At 55.9% G+C, this 16719-nt stretch carries 17 protein-coding genes and 1 pseudogene; 6 read left to right on the top strand and 12 right to left on the bottom strand.

Annotation, left to right across the window (positions count from 1 at the left end; translation table 11 throughout):
- Window positions 1–9: 9 nt before the first annotated feature.
- The gene (dapB, locus tag FZF21_RS03410) at window positions 10–831 is read right to left on the bottom strand and encodes a 4-hydroxy-tetrahydrodipicolinate reductase (RefSeq protein WP_047737164.1); all 822 of its coding nucleotides are present in this window, start codon (window positions 829–831) and stop codon (window positions 10–12) included.
- Window positions 832–963: 132 nt separating this feature from the next.
- On the bottom strand, window positions 964–1971 hold the full coding sequence (locus tag FZF21_RS03405) for a LacI family DNA-binding transcriptional regulator (protein WP_015572642.1): 1008 nt from the start codon (window positions 1969–1971) through the stop codon (window positions 964–966).
- A 187-nt stretch (window positions 1972–2158) separates the two neighbouring features.
- On the opposite strand from FZF21_RS03405, the gene FZF21_RS03400 reads away from it, so the two are divergent.
- Genes FZF21_RS03400 through FZF21_RS03380 form a run of 5 tightly spaced genes read left to right on the top strand, consistent with a single transcriptional unit; the run spans window position 2159 to window position 6463 of the window.
- Window positions 2159–3901 (top strand): class I mannose-6-phosphate isomerase, encoded by a 1743-nt coding sequence (locus tag FZF21_RS03400; protein WP_047737165.1) that lies wholly within the window; start codon window positions 2159–2161, stop codon window positions 3899–3901.
- A 2-nt stretch (window positions 3902–3903) separates the two neighbouring features.
- Window positions 3904–4332: a PTS fructose transporter subunit IIA gene (locus FZF21_RS03395; protein ID WP_047737167.1), complete on the top strand. Its 429-nt coding sequence runs from the start codon at window positions 3904–3906 to the stop codon at window positions 4330–4332.
- 10 nt (window positions 4333–4342) lie between these two features.
- On the top strand, window positions 4343–4837 hold the full coding sequence (locus FZF21_RS03390; RefSeq protein ID WP_015572639.1) for a PTS sugar transporter subunit IIB: 495 nt from the start codon (window positions 4343–4345) through the stop codon (window positions 4835–4837).
- A gap of 10 nt (window positions 4838–4847) precedes the next feature.
- Complete coding sequence (locus tag FZF21_RS03385) at window positions 4848–5645, top strand: PTS sugar transporter subunit IIC (protein WP_047737170.1); 798 nt, start codon at window positions 4848–4850, stop codon at window positions 5643–5645.
- The gene (locus tag FZF21_RS03380; protein WP_015572637.1) at window positions 5645–6463 is read left to right on the top strand and encodes a PTS system mannose/fructose/sorbose family transporter subunit IID; all 819 of its coding nucleotides are present in this window, start codon (window positions 5645–5647) and stop codon (window positions 6461–6463) included. Before FZF21_RS03385 ends, FZF21_RS03380 begins: the two co-directional genes overlap by 1 nt.
- Before the next feature lie 27 nt (window positions 6464–6490).
- Here the strand turns inward: FZF21_RS03380 and FZF21_RS03375 are convergent, their stop codons facing one another.
- The 8 genes and pseudogenes from FZF21_RS03375 to FZF21_RS22170 form a co-directional block, all read right to left on the bottom strand.
- Window positions 6491–7261, bottom strand: a complete 771-nt coding sequence (locus tag FZF21_RS03375; RefSeq protein WP_017694538.1) for a glucose-6-phosphate isomerase family protein — start codon at window positions 7259–7261, stop codon at window positions 6491–6493.
- On the bottom strand, window positions 7254–7808 hold the full coding sequence (locus FZF21_RS03370; protein WP_017383813.1) for a glucose-6-phosphate isomerase family protein: 555 nt from the start codon (window positions 7806–7808) through the stop codon (window positions 7254–7256). Before FZF21_RS03370 ends, FZF21_RS03375 begins: the two co-directional genes overlap by 8 nt.
- Before the next feature lie 156 nt (window positions 7809–7964).
- On the bottom strand, window positions 7965–8915 hold the full coding sequence (gene ispH / locus FZF21_RS03365; RefSeq protein ID WP_017383814.1) for a 4-hydroxy-3-methylbut-2-enyl diphosphate reductase: 951 nt from the start codon (window positions 8913–8915) through the stop codon (window positions 7965–7967).
- A 1-nt stretch (window position 8916) separates the two neighbouring features.
- Complete coding sequence (gene fkpB, locus FZF21_RS03360) at window positions 8917–9366, bottom strand: FKBP-type peptidyl-prolyl cis-trans isomerase (protein WP_015572634.1); 450 nt, start codon at window positions 9364–9366, stop codon at window positions 8917–8919.
- Between the two features lie 116 nt (window positions 9367–9482).
- The gene (gene lspA / locus FZF21_RS03355) at window positions 9483–9983 is read right to left on the bottom strand and encodes a signal peptidase II (protein WP_003856452.1); all 501 of its coding nucleotides are present in this window, start codon (window positions 9981–9983) and stop codon (window positions 9483–9485) included.
- Complete coding sequence (gene ileS, locus FZF21_RS03350; RefSeq protein ID WP_039271751.1) at window positions 9983–12799, bottom strand: isoleucine--tRNA ligase; 2817 nt, start codon at window positions 12797–12799, stop codon at window positions 9983–9985. The genes lspA and ileS overlap by 1 nt, the downstream gene beginning before the upstream one ends.
- Before the next feature lie 45 nt (window positions 12800–12844).
- Complete coding sequence (ribF, locus tag FZF21_RS03345; RefSeq protein WP_149121073.1) at window positions 12845–13771, bottom strand: bifunctional riboflavin kinase/FAD synthetase; 927 nt, start codon at window positions 13769–13771, stop codon at window positions 12845–12847.
- Window positions 13772–13778: 7 nt separating this feature from the next.
- Window positions 13779–13984 (bottom strand): annotated as a pseudogene (locus FZF21_RS22170) (DUF2575 domain-containing protein); the annotation flags it as partial.
- A 115-nt stretch (window positions 13985–14099) separates the two neighbouring features.
- Here FZF21_RS22170 and rpsT point away from each other — a divergent pair.
- Window positions 14100–14363: a 30S ribosomal protein S20 gene (gene rpsT, locus FZF21_RS03335; protein ID WP_003856458.1), complete on the top strand. Its 264-nt coding sequence runs from the start codon at window positions 14100–14102 to the stop codon at window positions 14361–14363.
- Window positions 14364–14421: 58 nt separating this feature from the next.
- Here rpsT and nhaR read toward each other — a convergent pair whose 3' ends face one another.
- Together nhaR and nhaA are read right to left on the bottom strand one after the other, a co-directional pair.
- Window positions 14422–15321: a transcriptional activator NhaR gene (gene nhaR / locus FZF21_RS03330; protein WP_003856462.1), complete on the bottom strand. Its 900-nt coding sequence runs from the start codon at window positions 15319–15321 to the stop codon at window positions 14422–14424.
- Window positions 15322–15380: 59 nt separating this feature from the next.
- Complete coding sequence (nhaA, locus tag FZF21_RS03325) at window positions 15381–16556, bottom strand: Na+/H+ antiporter NhaA (RefSeq protein WP_045338411.1); 1176 nt, start codon at window positions 16554–16556, stop codon at window positions 15381–15383.
- Window positions 16557–16719 lie beyond the last annotated feature (163 nt).

Below are 16719 nucleotides of genomic sequence, written 5' to 3'. Positions count from 1 at the left end.
TAATAATGCTTACAAATTGTTGAGTTCGAGGACATCTCGCATATCAAAAAGACCATTACGCTTACCTTTCAGCCACAATGCCGAACGTACCGCCCCGTTTGCAAATGTCATGCGGCTGGATGCTTTATGAGTGATTTCGATCCTTTCGCCAATATCGGCGAACATAGCGGTATGTTCACCGACGATATCACCCGCGCGAACGGTGGCAAACCCAATGGTGCCAGGCACGCGCTCGCCAGTGTGGCCTTCGCGAGAATAGACCGCGATGTCTTTCAAATCTTTATCCATTGCACACGCAATCGCTTCGCCCATCGCCAGCGCCGTGCCTGACGGTGCATCGACTTTGTGGCGATGGTGCGCTTCGACGATTTCAATGTCGGTGTAGTCGCCCATCACCTTCGCCGCCTTCTCCAGCAGTTTCAGCATGACGTTTACCCCCACGCTAAAGTTTGCCGCAAAGACAATCGCAATCTCAGTGGACGCATCCTGAATGGCTTGCTTACCGGCCTCGTCAAAACCGGTGGTGCCAATCACCATCCCTTTACAGTGCTGACGGCAAAACGCCAGGTGAGCCAACGTGCCTTCAGGGCGGGTAAAATCGATAAACACGTCAAAGTCTTCTTTCACCGCCTCAAGGCTGCTCTGCACGGTAACGCCCGTTTGACCTGCGCCTGCCAGCTCGCCTGCATCGGCTCCCAAAAGCGATGAACCTTCACGCTCCAGCGCCGCGCCAAGCGCCACGCCATCCATCTGTAGTGCCGCCTGAATCAGCTGACGGCCCATACGTCCACCCGCGCCCGCAATGGCGACGCGGATCTGTGCATCATGCATAGTTATTCTCTTACGTTAAAATGATGTAAATCGTTTTCAGATTAACCAGCCTTTGCACAGGCTGCCACAGAAAACGCCGATAATTAGAATTTAATGATAAACAGGGTGAGATATCAGTGAAAGACATGATCGTCAGCGAAAACCACATGATTCCCGCACCACCAGCGCAGGCGGCAGAATGATTCGTTTGGCGGGTTCGTCGTTGCCCTGTATGCGGCTGTAAAGTAACTCCCCTGCCTTACGACCAATCTCTTTCGCCGCCACCGATACGGTGGTCAATGCGGGCTGCACCAGAGCCGCTTCGGTAATATCATCGAAACCGACCAGCGCAAAATCACGTCCCGGCTCACGGCCCATCTTGCGTAAGCTTTGCATCACCCCCAGCGCCACAACATCCTGATAGCAAATTGCCGCACTGATGTGTGGATGCTCGAGAAGTAACGCCTCTGCCACGCGCGCGCCGTCGCTTTGGCTGGCGTGAGAGGTTCTGATCCAGGCAGGATTCGGCGTCACGCCGTACTCCAGCAGCTTGCTGGTAAAGCCCCCGATACGCTGCGCCCGAGAGCCCGAATTCTGGCTCCCTCCAATGAACGCAATGTGCCGATGGCCCATTCTGAGCAGATGCTCCGTCGCCATCTGCGTGCCTAAGAAGTTATCCGTTCCGACAAAATCAAAATCCGGATCGTTCAGCGGGCGCACAACCATGATAGCCGGAATATTGCGCCGCTTCAGACCCTCAAAAAAGGCCTGGGGCGTTTCCCGAGCCGCACACAGCACCATACCGCCGACGTTATTACGCATCAGTGAATCAACAAATTTTTGCTGTCGCTCTGCCGATTCCTCGCTATTCGCCAGAAAAAGCATCAGCTCGTGGCGCTCCATTTCATGACTTAGCCCTGCCGTCATCTCGCTATAAAAAGGGTTGGTGATATCGTGCAAGAGCAGCCCGACCTGGTTACTGCTGCGGTTACGTAAATTGGCTGCCGTCTGGTTATAGACATAGCCGGATTCATCCAGCGCCTTAAGCACACGTTCGCGCGTGCTTTGCGAAATGCGGCCTTTGTTGCAGAGCACCATCGAGACCGTCGCCGTTGACACGCCGGCGCGTTTCGCGACATCGGCCAGTGTAATTCCCGTCATGTTGTCTCCTTCATTATCACTACAGGTTAATCGAATAACCTGTTTTTTGCATTTTTCCCTGTGAGACTCTTCACATTACCGCTGTTGTTCTGGATTCGATTCGCATTTATGGCGGGTTAATCGCGTTAACCACTCTTCTCAAATACGGTTAATCGAATAACCTTAAATAACGATTACGGAGGATACAATGACAACCTACGACAAATTCCCCACGGTGGCGATACAGGGTTTTGATGACAGCGCCTGGCAAGGCTGGGAAGCAATAACCCGCGTTCTTGAGTCAAAAACCCAACAGCGCAGCCGCACGGTGCTGGTGATTGACTGCTATCCGGGCGTGCGCATGACCGAGCTTGAAGAGAACGTGCTGCCGCGTCTACGCCCGACGCTGGCGATCAATGCTGAACAGGCGCGACGGGATGAGTGTGCCATTCATGAGATGCTGGCACGCAACCTCACAGACGATCGCGTCTTTGGCGTTCTCTCCTGCCACCAGCTTGGAGAGTTTTTCGATCCCGCGCGTCTGGAGGCGTTGCAGGTTCGGGTGAGCCAGTGTTCTGGGGGGCTGATTGTGATCTACGGACCCGGTGCGACGCTTGTCCATCCGGGTGATGTGCTGGTGTATGCCGATCTGCCGCGCTGGGAGATCCAGCAGCGTATGCGCCGGGGTGAGACTGGGAACTGGGGCGCAGATAATCAGCAGGAAGATATGCTTCGTCGCTACAAGCGCGCCTTTTTTGTCGAATGGCGCGTCTTCGATCGCCACAAAACACCGCTGCTCAGGCGCACCGATTTTTTACTGGATACAACCCAGACGAACCAGCCCGCGATGGTCAGCGGCGAGGCCCTGCGAGCCGGGCTGAAGCAAACTACCACCCAGCCTTTCCGCGTGGCGCCCTTTTTCGATCCTGGCGTCTGGGGCGGCCAGTGGATGAAACAGCAATTCGATCTCGATCCCTCTGCACCCAATTACGCGTGGTGTTTTGACTGCGTGCCCGAGGAGAACAGCCTGTTACTGCGTTTTGGCGCAGTGCGGATCGAGATCCCCTCTCAGGATCTGGTTTTGCTTGAGCCCCGTGCTCTGCTGGGCGAGAAAGTTCACGCACGTTTCGGCGCGGAATTCCCGATCCGTTTTGACTTCCTCGACACCATGGGTGGCCAGAATCTGAGCTTCCAGGTCCACCCCATTACCGAGTACATCCAGCAGCAGTTTGGGATGCACTATACCCAGGATGAGAGTTATTACATTCTGGAAGCGGAGCCGGGTGCCGTCGTCTATCTGGGGACCAAAACCGGCACAGACCCTGAGGCCATGATGGACGATCTCAGGCGCGCGGGTCGCGGTGAAAAACCGTTTGATGACGACCGCTTCGTTAATCAGATCCCGGCGAAAAAGCACGACCATTTCCTGATCCCGGCTGGGACGGTGCACTGCTCCGGCGCGGGAACCATGGTGCTGGAGATCAGCGCTACGCCGTATATTTTCACCTTCAAACTGTGGGACTGGGGCCGCCTGGGCCTGGACGGGCTGCCGCGCCCGGTACACCTGGAGCACGGTGAAAAGGTGATCGACTGGCAGCGCGACACGCGGTGGGTACATCAGCATCTGGTGAATCAGTTCGAACCTGTCGCGGAAGGAAACGGCTGGCGTGAAGAGCGTACTGGCCTGCACGAGCGTGAATTTATCGAAACCCGCCGCCACTGGTTTAGCGAACCCGTTTTGCACCACACCGGCGGCGGCGTGAACGTGCTGAATCTGGTAGAGGGCGACGAAGCAATTGTCGACAGCCCAACCGGTGCATTTGAGCCGTTTACCGTCCATTACGCCGAAACCTTCATCATTCCGGCAAGCGTAGGTGACTATCGCATTTCACCTTCAGCCCGTGCTTCCGGACACCCCCTCGCGACTATCAAAGCCTGGGTAAGGAGCTAACGATGATTCATTTTATTGTCGCCACTCATGGGCCGTTAGCCGCCGCGCTGCTGGAGAGCGGCCGGATGGTATACGGCGAGCTCCCCGGCGTACACACCGTTTGTCTGACCGAACAGGCGGGAATAGAGGGCTTCCGGCAGGATTTCATCTCCACACTGGAAGCGGCAAGCGTCAACGCTGACGGCGTGCTGGTGCTGTGCGACATGCAAAGCGGCACGCCGTGGAACGTGGCCTGTGAGGCCGCGCTTAACCCACATACGCAGCCGCCGGTCGCCGTGGTGGCTGGAGTCAACTTCCCGATGCTGCTGCAAACCGATGAGGTGATGATGGCTCGCGATGTTCATCAGGCTGCCGGGCAGCTTATCGAAATTACTCTGCCGACGCTGGTACAGGCGAAACCGGCAGATACTGCACAGACAGACGATTTTTAAGGAGCCGCATATGAGTATTTCTTTTGTACGCATTGACGATCGCGTGATCCACGGGCAGCTCATTACACGCTGGGCCAGGGAGCTGCCCTGCGACGGCATCGTTGCCATTGACGATGCCGTTGCGGCCGATCCGCTGTTATCGTCGGTCATGAAAGGAGCCGTATCAGATACTAAAGTGTGGCTGTTCGATACGGCAACCGCGATCGAAAAACTGCCAAAAGTGATTGCCAGCGAAAAGCGCTATTTCGTGATTGGCAAATCTCCACTCACGCTACAGCGCATTGAGCAGGCGGGCATTAGCCTGAAAAACAGCAACGGAAAAATTAACGTGGGCCCGATGAGCGCCCGGGCTAACACGATCACCATCGGCCCGAATCAATCGGTAACCCAGGATGAAGCGGCAGCATTCGAGTGGCTGACCGGGCAGGGACACGCGATTGAATTCCGCCTGGTTCCCGATGCCAGTTTTTATACCTGGCAGGATGCCAGACAAAAGCTGAAATAAGGAGCAGATCATGATTATCGAAGCGGCTTTAATTGGCCTGCTGTGTTATCTGGGCGCACTCAGTAGTCCGTGGCTTTTAGGGCTGACGGGCGGCTGGTATCTCATCTCCCGACCGCTCATTTCCGGGATGCTGGTTGGCCTGATCCTGGGCGATATCAAAACCGGGATTATGATTGGCGTAGCGGTGCAGGCGGTGTATATCGCAATGGTGACACCCGGCGGCTCGATGCCAGCAGATTTAAACTTTGTGGCTTATCCGGCCATTGCGCTGGGAATACTTTCCGGCAAAGGACCTGAGGTTGCCGTCGCGCTGGCGGCGACTATTGGGATCGCCGGAACCATTCTCTTCAATGCGATGATGGTGCTGAACTCCTTCTGGAACCATCGTGCGGATGTGGCGCTGGAGAACGGCGACGAGCGCGGGATCTACCTTAACAGCGCCATCTGGCCGCAGGCGATGAATTTTGTGCTGCGCTTTGTGCCTACCTTTATCGCCGTCTTTTTTGGCGCACAGCACATTAGCGGGTTTATGGACAGCCTGCCGCACATCGTCCTCTCCACCATGAATGTGCTGGGCGGCATCTTGCCCGCCGTCGGTATTGCCATCCTGCTTAAGCAGATCATCAAAAGCTATACCATGCTCATCTACTTTCTGGTGGGCTTCGTTTGCATCGTTTTCCTGAAACTCAATATGGTCGCGCTGGTGATCGTGGGCGCCCTGCTGGCACTGATTCATTACAACTATAAACCCGAGGCACCGCAGGCCGTGGCTTCAGCACCTGTCCCTGACGACGAGGATGAATTCTGATGGAAGAACGTAAACTCACCCGCAAGGATCTGCGCCGCTGCTGGCGAGCGTGGATGATGCACAACCTCTCCTCAATGAGCTTTGAACGCCTTGAATCCTTCGGCTTTTGCCTGAGCATGCTGCCGGTCGCAAAAAAGCTCTATCCCGACCCGGTACAACGTACCGAGATGCTGCGCCGTCACGCGTCGTTCTACAACACGGAGCCACAGATTGGCGCGATCGTTAACGGTATGGCGCTGGGGCTGGAGGAGAAAAAAGCCAACGGCGAGCCGATTGACGGTGAAACCATAAATACCCTGAAGGTAGGCCTGATGGGGCCAATTGCCGGGATCGGCGATTCGATGATCCCCGGCATGCTGATCCCGATCCTGCTTAGCATTGGGATGGCGCTGGCGGCAGGCGGAAATATCCTCGGTCCACTGTTTTATACCGTTGCCTGGCTGGCCATCATTATCCCTGGCTCCTGGTTCCTGTTTCTCAAAGGCTACCAGATGGGATCAGGCTCCGTGGAGATGCTGGTCAGCAGCAAATCTACCCGGCTACGGGAAGCGCTCTCGCTACTGGGCGTATTTGTCATGGGCGGCGTGGCGGCCAGCTACGTGAAGCTCGGCACCGGGCTGGAGTTCATCACCCGGGACGGGGTTAACATTCACGTTCAGCAGATGCTGGACGGTATTTTCCCGCAGCTGCTTCCGCTGGCGGTGGTGCTGGGGACCTGGTATCTGATGGCAAAACGCGGCGTGTCGCCGGTAAAAGCCATGATATTGCTGCTTATACTGGCAGCGCTTGGCGTGGCGTCCGGTTTGTTTGCAGGATAAGAAAACCGGGGCAATGCCCCGGCTTCTTTATGGATGGAAGTTATTCCACAGTTCTGCGACTTTATCCGGACGCGAAATAAACTGGAACCGTGCGGGGTCATCAATAAACTGCTGATAAACAGGCGCATCAGTAATGCCAAATTCCGGATAACTTCTCGGCGTAATCATCTGCAAGCGCCCTGGTCTGTAGTGACTGTTATGCTGCCAGACAATATGATTACCCTGAACTAAGGGATACCAGGCCAGACCTTTTCGTGCACGAACGGCCTCATACTCAAAGCCATATTCCCGATCGCACCACGCACCAAACGTCAGCGGCTCATTGGGCGAGGCCGAAATCGTCGCATGGCCCCATCCGGGAGGGACCAGTACCTTTTCACCCGGCCCCGCGAGTACCGCAAAACAACGTCCCGGATCGTCGTCCACATACTCCTGCATGTAGATAATCGCTTTACCCTGCCAGATTTCGTACAGCTCAGGGGGCGACCATCCGCTGTGCTGGCTAATACGGTGAACATGTCCCTGGCTGCGGACCGGCTCATCGCCAAGCGTGCCTGCCGCGTAGGTGACCACACCAAAAAGCAGCATGCGTTTTTCGAGCTCCGGCCTGTCCGCCAGACGCGCCACGTCCATCGCGATGGCATATACCTGTTCAGGCCCTTCGCAGTCCGGATTGCGCAGCGACGGGCGGATCTGATCCAGCGTTCTGATCTCCGGCATCGGCCCGGTAACATCCTCTCCGTAGCAAAAACCGAGCGGCTGACGGTTGATGGTCATATCAAGGCCATAGTTAGCCATGGCGCACCTCGTAACCTTCCCCGGAGGCAAAGATCCGCAGGGTGAAGCCCTCTGCCAGCGCCGCATAGTCGTGTCCCGCAATGCTCGGCCAGACGGCAAGGGAGGATAGCGTCTCGTTGCCAGTGTTAATCAAACGATGCGCTGTAAAAGGAGGAATAATATGCACGGAGCCAGCCGTCACCTGCTCAAGCCGCGCGTCGCCCGCCTCCGTTTGCAGCAGCAACAAGCCGCATCCGCGCAGGCCAAAATAGACCTCGCCCTGTTCGCGGCGCTGATGAAAATGACCGCGAGTCATAAAGAACTCATCGCCCACGTTACCCGCACGCAGGTGAGTTACCCCAACGAAGAGTGCCCCTTCCCCTACGGGCGAGCCCAGTACGTCTACGTCATACACACTTTTTTGAGGATTGCCGCACTTCCACGCCTCGCCGTCTGCGAAGATCCCAGGAAGATCCGCAAGACGAGTCGTTTTGCGGATAAGCGGCCCGCCGGCTAGCGCGCCGGTAGCCCACGTCAACTGAGGTGGCAAAAAGATGTCTGAATTCATATCGCTCTCCGGCCCGAGGAGAACAGCAATATCATGATGGCAGATTAAACGATTAACCTAGTGATAAAAGCGTCAATATTGATGGTGAATCACAGTTAACCAGAAACAAAAATGCCGGAGGCTTTCGCCACCGGCATTTTGAAGATTGAGAGGACATTATTCCACTTCGCGGGCGTCGATTCGCAGCTCTTTCGGCACTTCGAAGACAATGTTCTCTTCACGGCCTTCCAGCGGCACCGCTTCGCCACCGCCCAGCTCTTGCAGGCGGGCAATGACGTTTTGCACCAGGATATCCGGCGCTGAAGCGCCTGCGGTAACACCGACGCAGGCCGCGTTTTTCACCCACGCTTCCTGAATGTCCGTTGCGTCGTCGATCAGAAAAGCTGCTTTCCCCATACGCTGCGCCAGTTCGGCCAGTCGGTTGGAGTTAGAGGAGTTTTTCGAGCCGACCACCAGCACCACATCCGCCTGTTCAGCCAGGGCGCGTACGGCTTCCTGACGGTTGGTGGTTGCATAGCAGATATCATCTTTGCGCGGCCCGACGATTTTCGGGAAGCGCTGGCGCAGGGCGTCAATCACGTCTGAGGTGTCGTCTACGGAAAGCGTCGTCTGGGTCATAAATGACAGACGGGCTTCGTTTTTCACGTCCAGCGTAAAGACATCTTCCGGTGACTCAACCAGATACATGCCCCCTTCCGGGTTGCTGTACTGGCCCATGGTGCCTTCAACTTCCGGGTGACCAGCGTGACCAATCAGAATTGACTCTTCACCACGACGGCTGGCGCGCGCCACTTCCATATGCACTTTTGTCACTAACGGACAGGTGGCATCGAATACGGTCAGATCGCGGCTTTTCGCCTCGTTGCGTACCGCCTGAGAGACGCCGTGCGCGGAGAAGATGAGGATTGCGCCGTCCGGCACTTCGCTGATCTGCTCGATAAAAATCGCACCGCGCTCGCGCAGGCTGTCGACCACGTAACGGTTGTGCACCACTTCGTGACGCACGTAAATCGGCGCGCCGTAAATCTCCAGCGCGTTTTCAACAATGCTGATAGCGCGGTCTACACCGGCGCAAAAGCCGCGCGGGTTAGCCAACAGGATCTGCATTTTACTCCTCCAGTGCCGGATCGATCTCCAGCACTTCGACATCAAAATGAACGGTACGCCCGGCAAGCGGATGGTTGAAATCGACGGTGATAGAATCGCCGTTGATTTCTCGGATCACGCCAGGCATTTCGCTGCCGTCCATAGCGGTAAAGAGCATAATCGCCCCGATTTCTGGTTCACCCGCATCCATAAACTCACGACGCGAGAAATACTGGATCAGGTCCGGGCTTGGCACGCCAAATGCCGCATCCGGCTCCAGCGAAAACGCTTTTTTCTCGCCCTCTTTCAGACCCAGAAGCTGCTGCTCAAGGCCTTCAGACAGGGAGGTGTCACCCAGACGAAACAGCGCCGGTTTGCCATTGTTGCGGGTGGATTCGGCCGTGGAGCCGTCATCCAGCTTCAGCGTGAAATGAACGAGAACCGCGCTGTTGCTCTGTACGGATTTAGACATGCAAATTGCTCGCTTGTTTTGGGTCACCTGTTGCCCGGTGGCGCTACGCTTACCGGGCCTACGGGGGCCACAAATTCTGTAGGCCGGGATCGCTACGCGTCACCCGGCTGGTTTTGTTACGCCTGCTCTTTCGCGGCCGGTTTAGGCAAGAAGCCTTCCAGCACGATTAACGCCGCACCAACGCATATTGCGCTATCGGCGAGGTTAAAGGTCGCGAAGTGCCAGTCGCCGACGTAGAAATCGATCATATCGACCACAAAGCCGTGCCACAGGCGGTCAAACAGGTTACCCAGCGCGCCGCCAATGATCAGCGCGTAGGCGATGTTATTCAGCTTTTGCGTGGCCTTTGAGCGGTACATCAGCACCGCCAGCACGACGCAGATACCGATAGCGATACCCGCGAAGAACCAGCGCTGCCAGCCACCGCTGTCGGCAAGGAAACTAAACGCCGCACCATAGTTGCGGGCATAGTGCAGGTTAAGCGACGGAAACAGCGGGACCGTATCCCCCAGAGCGAAATTCTGGAGGATCAGGAACTTGCTGCCCAAATCAATAATCAGCACCACCACCACCAGCCACAGCCAGCGCAGTCCTGTTGAACAGAGAGTTTTACTCATCAGGCAAACTTACGTTTTTCGCCGTCACCGGCGACGTTGCTTACACAGCGTCCGCAGATGTCTGCGTGTTCCGCCACCTGGCCAACATCGGTGGTGTAATGCCAGCAACGCGGGCATTTCTCACCGTCGGCTTTGCTCAGTGCGACCTTCAGGCCTTTGAGCAGCTCGCTCTGCTGAGCATCAGCAGTAGCTTCGGCATAATCCGCAACTTTCGCACCGGAGGTCAACAGGACAAATCGTAATTCATCGCCCAGCGCGGTCAGTTTGGCCGCCAGCTCCGGTTCGGCGTACAGGGTCACCGTCGCTTCCAGAGAGCCACCGACTTTCTTGTCCGCACGCGCCTGCTCGATAACCTTGTTCACTTCGCCGCGCACTTTCAGCAGCTCGTCCCAGAAGGCATCGTTCATTGCTTCAGTGCTGGAGAGGTCGAACAGACCTTCGTACCACTCGCCGGTGAAGACATACTTCTCACGGTCGCCCGGCAGGTAGCCCCAGATTTCATCCGCGGTGAAGGACATGATCGGTGCCATCCAGCGCACCAGCGCTTCTGCGATGTGGAACAGCGCGGTCTGGCAGCTACGACGCGCCACGCTGTCCGCTTTCGCGGTGTACTGGCGGTCTTTGATGATGTCGAGGTAGAACGAGCCCATCTCGATGGAGCAGAAGCGCATCAGGCGCTGCACCACTTCGTGGAAGTCGTAAGACTCATAGGCTTTAAGAATATCTTCCTGCGCCGCTTTCGCGCAGCCTACCGCCCAGCGATCGAGCACAACCATCTCTTCCGGCTTCACCATGTCTTTTACCGGATCGAACCCGTTCAGGTTCGCCAGCAGGAAGCGCGCGGTGTTACGAATACGACGATAGCTGTCAGCAGCACGTTTCAGGATCTCATCAGAGACCGCCATTTCGCCGGTGTAGTCGGTAGAGGCCACCCACAGACGCAGAATGTCCGCGCCCAGTTTGTTCATCACGTCCTGCGGAGAAACGGTGTTACCGATAGATTTGGACATCTTACGGCCCTGACCATCCACGGTGAAGCCGTGGGTCAATACCTGGCGGTAAGGTGCTTTACCCTTCATGGCGGTGGAGATCATCAGCGATGACATGAACCAGCCGCGGTGTTGGTCAGACCCTTCCAGATACATATCGGCAGCGTGACCAGCAAACTCCGGACGCACATCAACCACGGAGGAGTGGGTAGACCCGGAATCGAACCACACGTCCAGGGTATCCGGCACTTTCTCGTAGCTGTCTGCGTCAGCGCCCAGGATGTCGCGGGCGTCGAGATCCCACCACGCCTGAATGCCGTCAACTTCGACGCGCTTCGCCACTTCTTCCATCAGTTCCAGAGTGTTCGGGTGCAGCTCCTGCGTCTCTTTATGTACGAACAGAGACATCGGCACGCCCCAGGTGCGCTGACGGGAGATACACCAGTCAGGACGGTTAGCCACCATGGATTCGATACGCGCCTGACCCCAGTCAGGGATCCACTGCACGCCTTTGATCTCTTTCAGAGACTGGGCGCGCAGGCCTTTCTGATCCATGCTGATGAACCACTGCGGGGTCGCACGGAAGATGATCGGGGTCTTGTGACGCCAGCAGCACGGATAGCTGTGCTGCATTTTCTCAACGTGCAGCAGCGCGCCGCTGGTGCGCAGCATGTCAACGATGATGTCGTTAGCTTTAAAGACGTTGATGCCGTCCAGCGCCGGGTACGTGCCTGGCAGGTAAGAGCCGTCCGGACCAACCGGGTTAGCGATTTCCAGACCATATTTCAGGCTGATGTTGTAGTCGTCAGGACCGTGGCCACCGGCGGTATGCACCGCACCGGTACCCGCGTCCAGCGTGACGTGGTCGCCCAGGATCGCCGGAACGTCGAAGTCCAGGAACGGGTGTTTGAAGCGCATCAGTTCCAGCGCGTCACCTTTTACGGTGCCCAGCACGGTGTAATCGGTGATGTTCGCGCGTTTCAGCACGCTTTCGACCAGGTCTTTCGCCAGGATAACCGCACGGCCATCAATCTGCACCAGCGCATACTCAAACTCGCCAGAGAGGGAGATCGCGCGGTTAGCAGGCAGCGTCCACGGGGTGGTGGTCCAGATCACCAGAGAGATCGGGCCGCTTACACCAGGCAGACCAAATTTAGCTTTGATCGCATCCTGATCGACCGCTTCGAAGGCCACGTCGATAGAAGGCGAGGTTTTGTCGTAATACTCCACTTCCGCTTCTGCCAGCGCAGAGCGGCAGTCGACGCACCAGTGCACCGGCTTCGCGCCTTTGTGCAGGTGACCGTTGCCGATGATTTTACCCAGCGCTCGGATGATGTTGGCTTCGGTTTTGAAGTCCATGGTCAGGTACGGATGCGACCAGTCACCCAGCACGCCCAGACGGATGAAGTCAGCGCGCTGACCGTCAACCTGGGTGGCAGCGTATTCGCGGCATTTCGCGCGGAATTCTGCGGCGGTGAACTTCTCACCCGGCTTACCGTACTCTTGCTCAACTTTCAGCTCGATTGGCAGACCATGGCAGTCCCAGCCCGGAACGTAAGGCGAGTCATATCCCGCGAGTCCTTTGGACTTCACGATAATGTCTTTCAGAATCTTGTTTACAGAGTGACCAATATGAATGCTGCCATTCGCATATGGAGGGCCATCATGCAGAATGAAGGTTTTTTTGCCTTTTTTGGCTGCACGAATGATGCCGTACAGGTCATCATCGGTCCAACGCGCCAGCATTCCCGGTTCACGCTTGGCGAGATCGCCGCGCATCGGGAACCCTGTTTCCGGCAAATTCAGGGTTGATTTATAGTCACTCATCAGATTCTCGGTTCCGTATTTATCACGTAGGCAGTTAAGCCGGTTCTAAAGCCCAAAAAACTCGCGGGCCGTTAATTCATCTCGCGCGATTTGCGCCTTAAGTTCATCCAGCGAAGCGAATCGCTGTTCATTGCGTATTTTTTTACGCAGTATCACATCTATATGGCGACTGTAGAGGTCCATTACAACGTCCAGCAGGTGTACTTCTAACTGTTGACGCACACCGGCAACCGTTGGACGTGTGCCAATGTTGGCGACGCCGTAGAAAGGCTTCTCGCCCAGTCCTGCCACTTCCACCGCATAGACCCCTTTAACCGGGGAGACCTGACGACGCAGCGGTATATTCGCCGTCGGGAAACCTATCGTGCGGCCCAGCGCATCGCCATGGACCACGCGACCTGAAATTGTGAACGGGTGACCCAGCAGCGTTTCTGCCGTGTCCAGTTCATCGTTCGCCAGCGCCTGACGTACCGCCGTGCTGCTTACGCGCACGCCGCCCTCACAGAAGGTCATCGTGCTGGTGACGTCAAACCCGTACTCCAGGCCAGCCTTCTGTAATAACAAGAAATCGCCCTGACGACCAGCGCCAAAGCGGAAATCATCGCCCACGGCGAGAAACTGCACGCCAAGCTGCCTGACCAACAGGTCGCTGACAAAGTTTTGTGCGGTCAGCGCGGCAAAACGACGGTCGAACCTTACGCACAGGACGTAGTCCACCCCTGACTCCGCGAGGTAGCGTAACTTCTCGCGCAGACGCGTCAGCCGCGCGGGGGATTTCTCGCCTGCAAACAGCTCCAGCGGCTGAGGCTCGAAAATCATCACCACGACGGGCAAGCCTCGCGCCTCGCCTTCTTTACGCAATCCCTGCAACAGCGCCTGATGCCCACGATGCACGCCGTCAAAATTACCAATGGTCAGCACGCACCCGTGCGGGGCTTGACTGAGATTATGTATGCCGCGTATCAGCTTCATGACTGGCTCAAAACAGTGAAAATCGCCAAAGTATACCTTGTACAGCGGTTAAGGTTAACCGCCGATTGTTCACGCTAAACAGAAAGCCGTATGATTTCATCACGCTGACCTTTCACAGCAAAAAAATCTGTCCGCGAACTGCGATTTTTACGCCGAAAAGCTGTATTCACGAACGACAAGCTGGTAGAATCCTGCGCCATCACTACGTAACGTAGCGTCGCCACATTAACGGCGCTTATTTGCACAAATCCATTGACAAAAGAAGGTATAGAGGGCATATTCCTCGGCCTTTGAATTGTCCACATAGATCATATTTGGGAGTTGGACCTTGGCTAATATCAAATCAGCTAAGAAACGTGCCGTTCAGTCTGAAAAGGCTCGTAAGCACAATGCAAGCCGTCGCTCTATGATGCGTACTTTCATCAAGAAAGTATACGCAGCTATCGAAGCTGGCGACAAAGCTGCAGCGCAGAACGCATTTAACGAAATGCAACCAATCGTGGATCGTCAGGCTGCTAAAGGTCTGATCCACAAAAACAAAGCAGCGCGTCATAAAGCAAACCTGACCGCGCAGATCAACAAACTGGCTTAATCGCCACTTGTTGTTGCTTGTTTGAAAGAACCCGCTTAACGCGGGTTTTTTTATGTCTTCAGATTGCCGGCGGCGTAAAAAGCGCCGAATAGTCGCGATTGCAGATTCGCTGCACCGCCGGGTGCTGAATCATCCTTTCGGCGAATATGGCGTGATACTCTTCCATCACGTTATCCACCCTGCCGATCTCGGTTATTTTGTCGTCTGAATAGAGATCGTGCGCGTACAGCGTCGGAGCAACGAAGATAGCGTTATGCGCTTCGCCAAAGGCTTTCATTAGCGCCGCATCGTCGAACTCACCGAGAATTTCTACGTTCAGCCCCTGCGAGTTAAACCAGTTCAGCAGCTTCCGTCCGAGCATGGACCGCCGACCCGGCACCAGCAAGCGGCGCTCTTCCAGGCAGGCAGGAAACGGTTTTTCCGGTGGCGGATTGATGCACCAGAAACTGACGCCGCATTCGCCAATTTTCACCGAGAACAAGCCTTCCTGCTGCGTGGAATCGATAGGGCAATCCGAAATAATCATATCCAGCTTATGCTGGCTCAGCTGTTCCAGCAGCATCTCGTGAGTGGACTCAAAGCAGCGTAAATGGATCTGTTCATCTTCCACCACCGCCGCATCCAGCACGCCACTCACCAGCCGTTTGGACAGCGCATCCGCCACCCCCACGTCAAAAAGCAGGTTAGACTCTTTGCGGTAGTTGACGATATCCAGCATCTCCTGGCTCAGGGTGAACATTTTATCCGCATAGCGGAACACCAGCTCGCCCAACTCACTGGGCTCAATCCCACGGCCCTTGCGCTTGAACAACTTACCCTGTAACCGCTCTTCCAGGGCTTTGATTTGCCCGGTAATGGTTTGTGGCGTCAGGTAAAGCGCTTCTGCCGCCCCCACGACCGAGCCCTGTTTATAAACGTGCCAGAAGTAATAAAGATGGTTGTAATTCAAATGAGACATCGCGTGTTCTCTCCCTGAGTGTGTATCGGGAGAAGGAGCCCCCTCCTCCCGGTTTTCCGTTATGCCTGGACAGCCTGTCCGGACAATTTCACCTTCAACAAGGTATAACCAATGACTGCGGCCAGTAATGACCCGATGAGAATGCCGAGTTTTGCCCAGACGATAAGCTCAGGCGCGTTTGCGCCAAACGCCAGCGTCGAGATAAAGATCGACATGGTGAATCCAATACCGCACAGCACGCCGACGGCCATAATCTGGCTAAAGGTGGTCCCGTTTGGCAATGACGCCAGCTTCAGCTTCAGCGCCAGCCAGCAGAACAGGCTGATACCCAGCGGCTTACCGATAAACAGACCGGCGATGATACCCAGCGGCAGCACGGAGGTGAGTCCGTCCAGGGTAACCCCGGCCAGGGAAACTCCCGCGTTGGCAAACGCAAACAGCGGCAGGATCATAAAGCCCACCCACGGATGAAGCACATGCTCCAGCTGTCTGGCTGGCGATTTGCCGTCCTGCTCCTTCAGCGGAATAAAGAAGCCAACGATGACGCCCGCCAGCGTGGCATGCACGCCAGACTTCAGCACCGCCGTCCACAGCACCATGCCCACCAGAATATAAATACCCGTACGTCGGACGTTGAAGACGTTCAGCAAGGCCAGCACCACAATAGCCACGGCCGCCACGCTCAGCGACAGAACCGACAGATCGCTGGTGTAGAACAGCGCGATAATCACGATAGCGCCCAGATCATCGATAATCGCCAGCGCCATCAGGAAAATTTTCAGTGCTACCGGGACGCGGCTACCGAGCAAGGCTAAGACCCCGAGCGCAAACGCGATATCCGTTGCGGCCGGGATCGCCCAGCCGTCACGCGCAACCGGATCCTGCCACGCAAACGCGAGAAAGAGCAACGCCGGAGCGATCATCCCGCCAATCGCCGCGATCACCGGAAACGCCGCGCGCTGACGGCTGGCAAGCGAACCGATCACCAGCTCACGTTTAACCTCCAGACCCACCAGCAGGAAGAACACCGCCATCAGCGCATCGTTGATCCACAGCAGCATGTTCTTGTTAATTTCCAGCGCCCCGACTTTCAGCTCGACGGGCGTTTCCAGAAATGCGTGATAGAGATCGCGCGTCATGCCCATATTGGCGAGCAGCATGGCGGCCGCAGCAGCAATAATCAGGATGACGCCGCCGGATGCCTCACTGCTAAAGAAACGGTGTAGTAATTTCACGTTTAAACTCTCTTTTACAACAATACCTCGGTAAAACCATAATATCAGCGCAAACAGATCGGTAAAAACAGATTAATATTGGGTATATATTCAGTTTAACCGAGGAATAACGCTATAAACAAAAAGCCCGGAATCGCTTCCGGGCTTTAAAGGATAGTAACCA

Source organism: Enterobacter sp. LU1 (assembly GCF_008271405.2).
Lineage (GTDB): Bacteria > Pseudomonadota > Gammaproteobacteria > Enterobacterales > Enterobacteriaceae > Enterobacter > Enterobacter hormaechei_C.
Note: the sequence above shows the minus strand (reverse complement) of the source record. Positions and strands in the feature narration are given on the sequence as shown.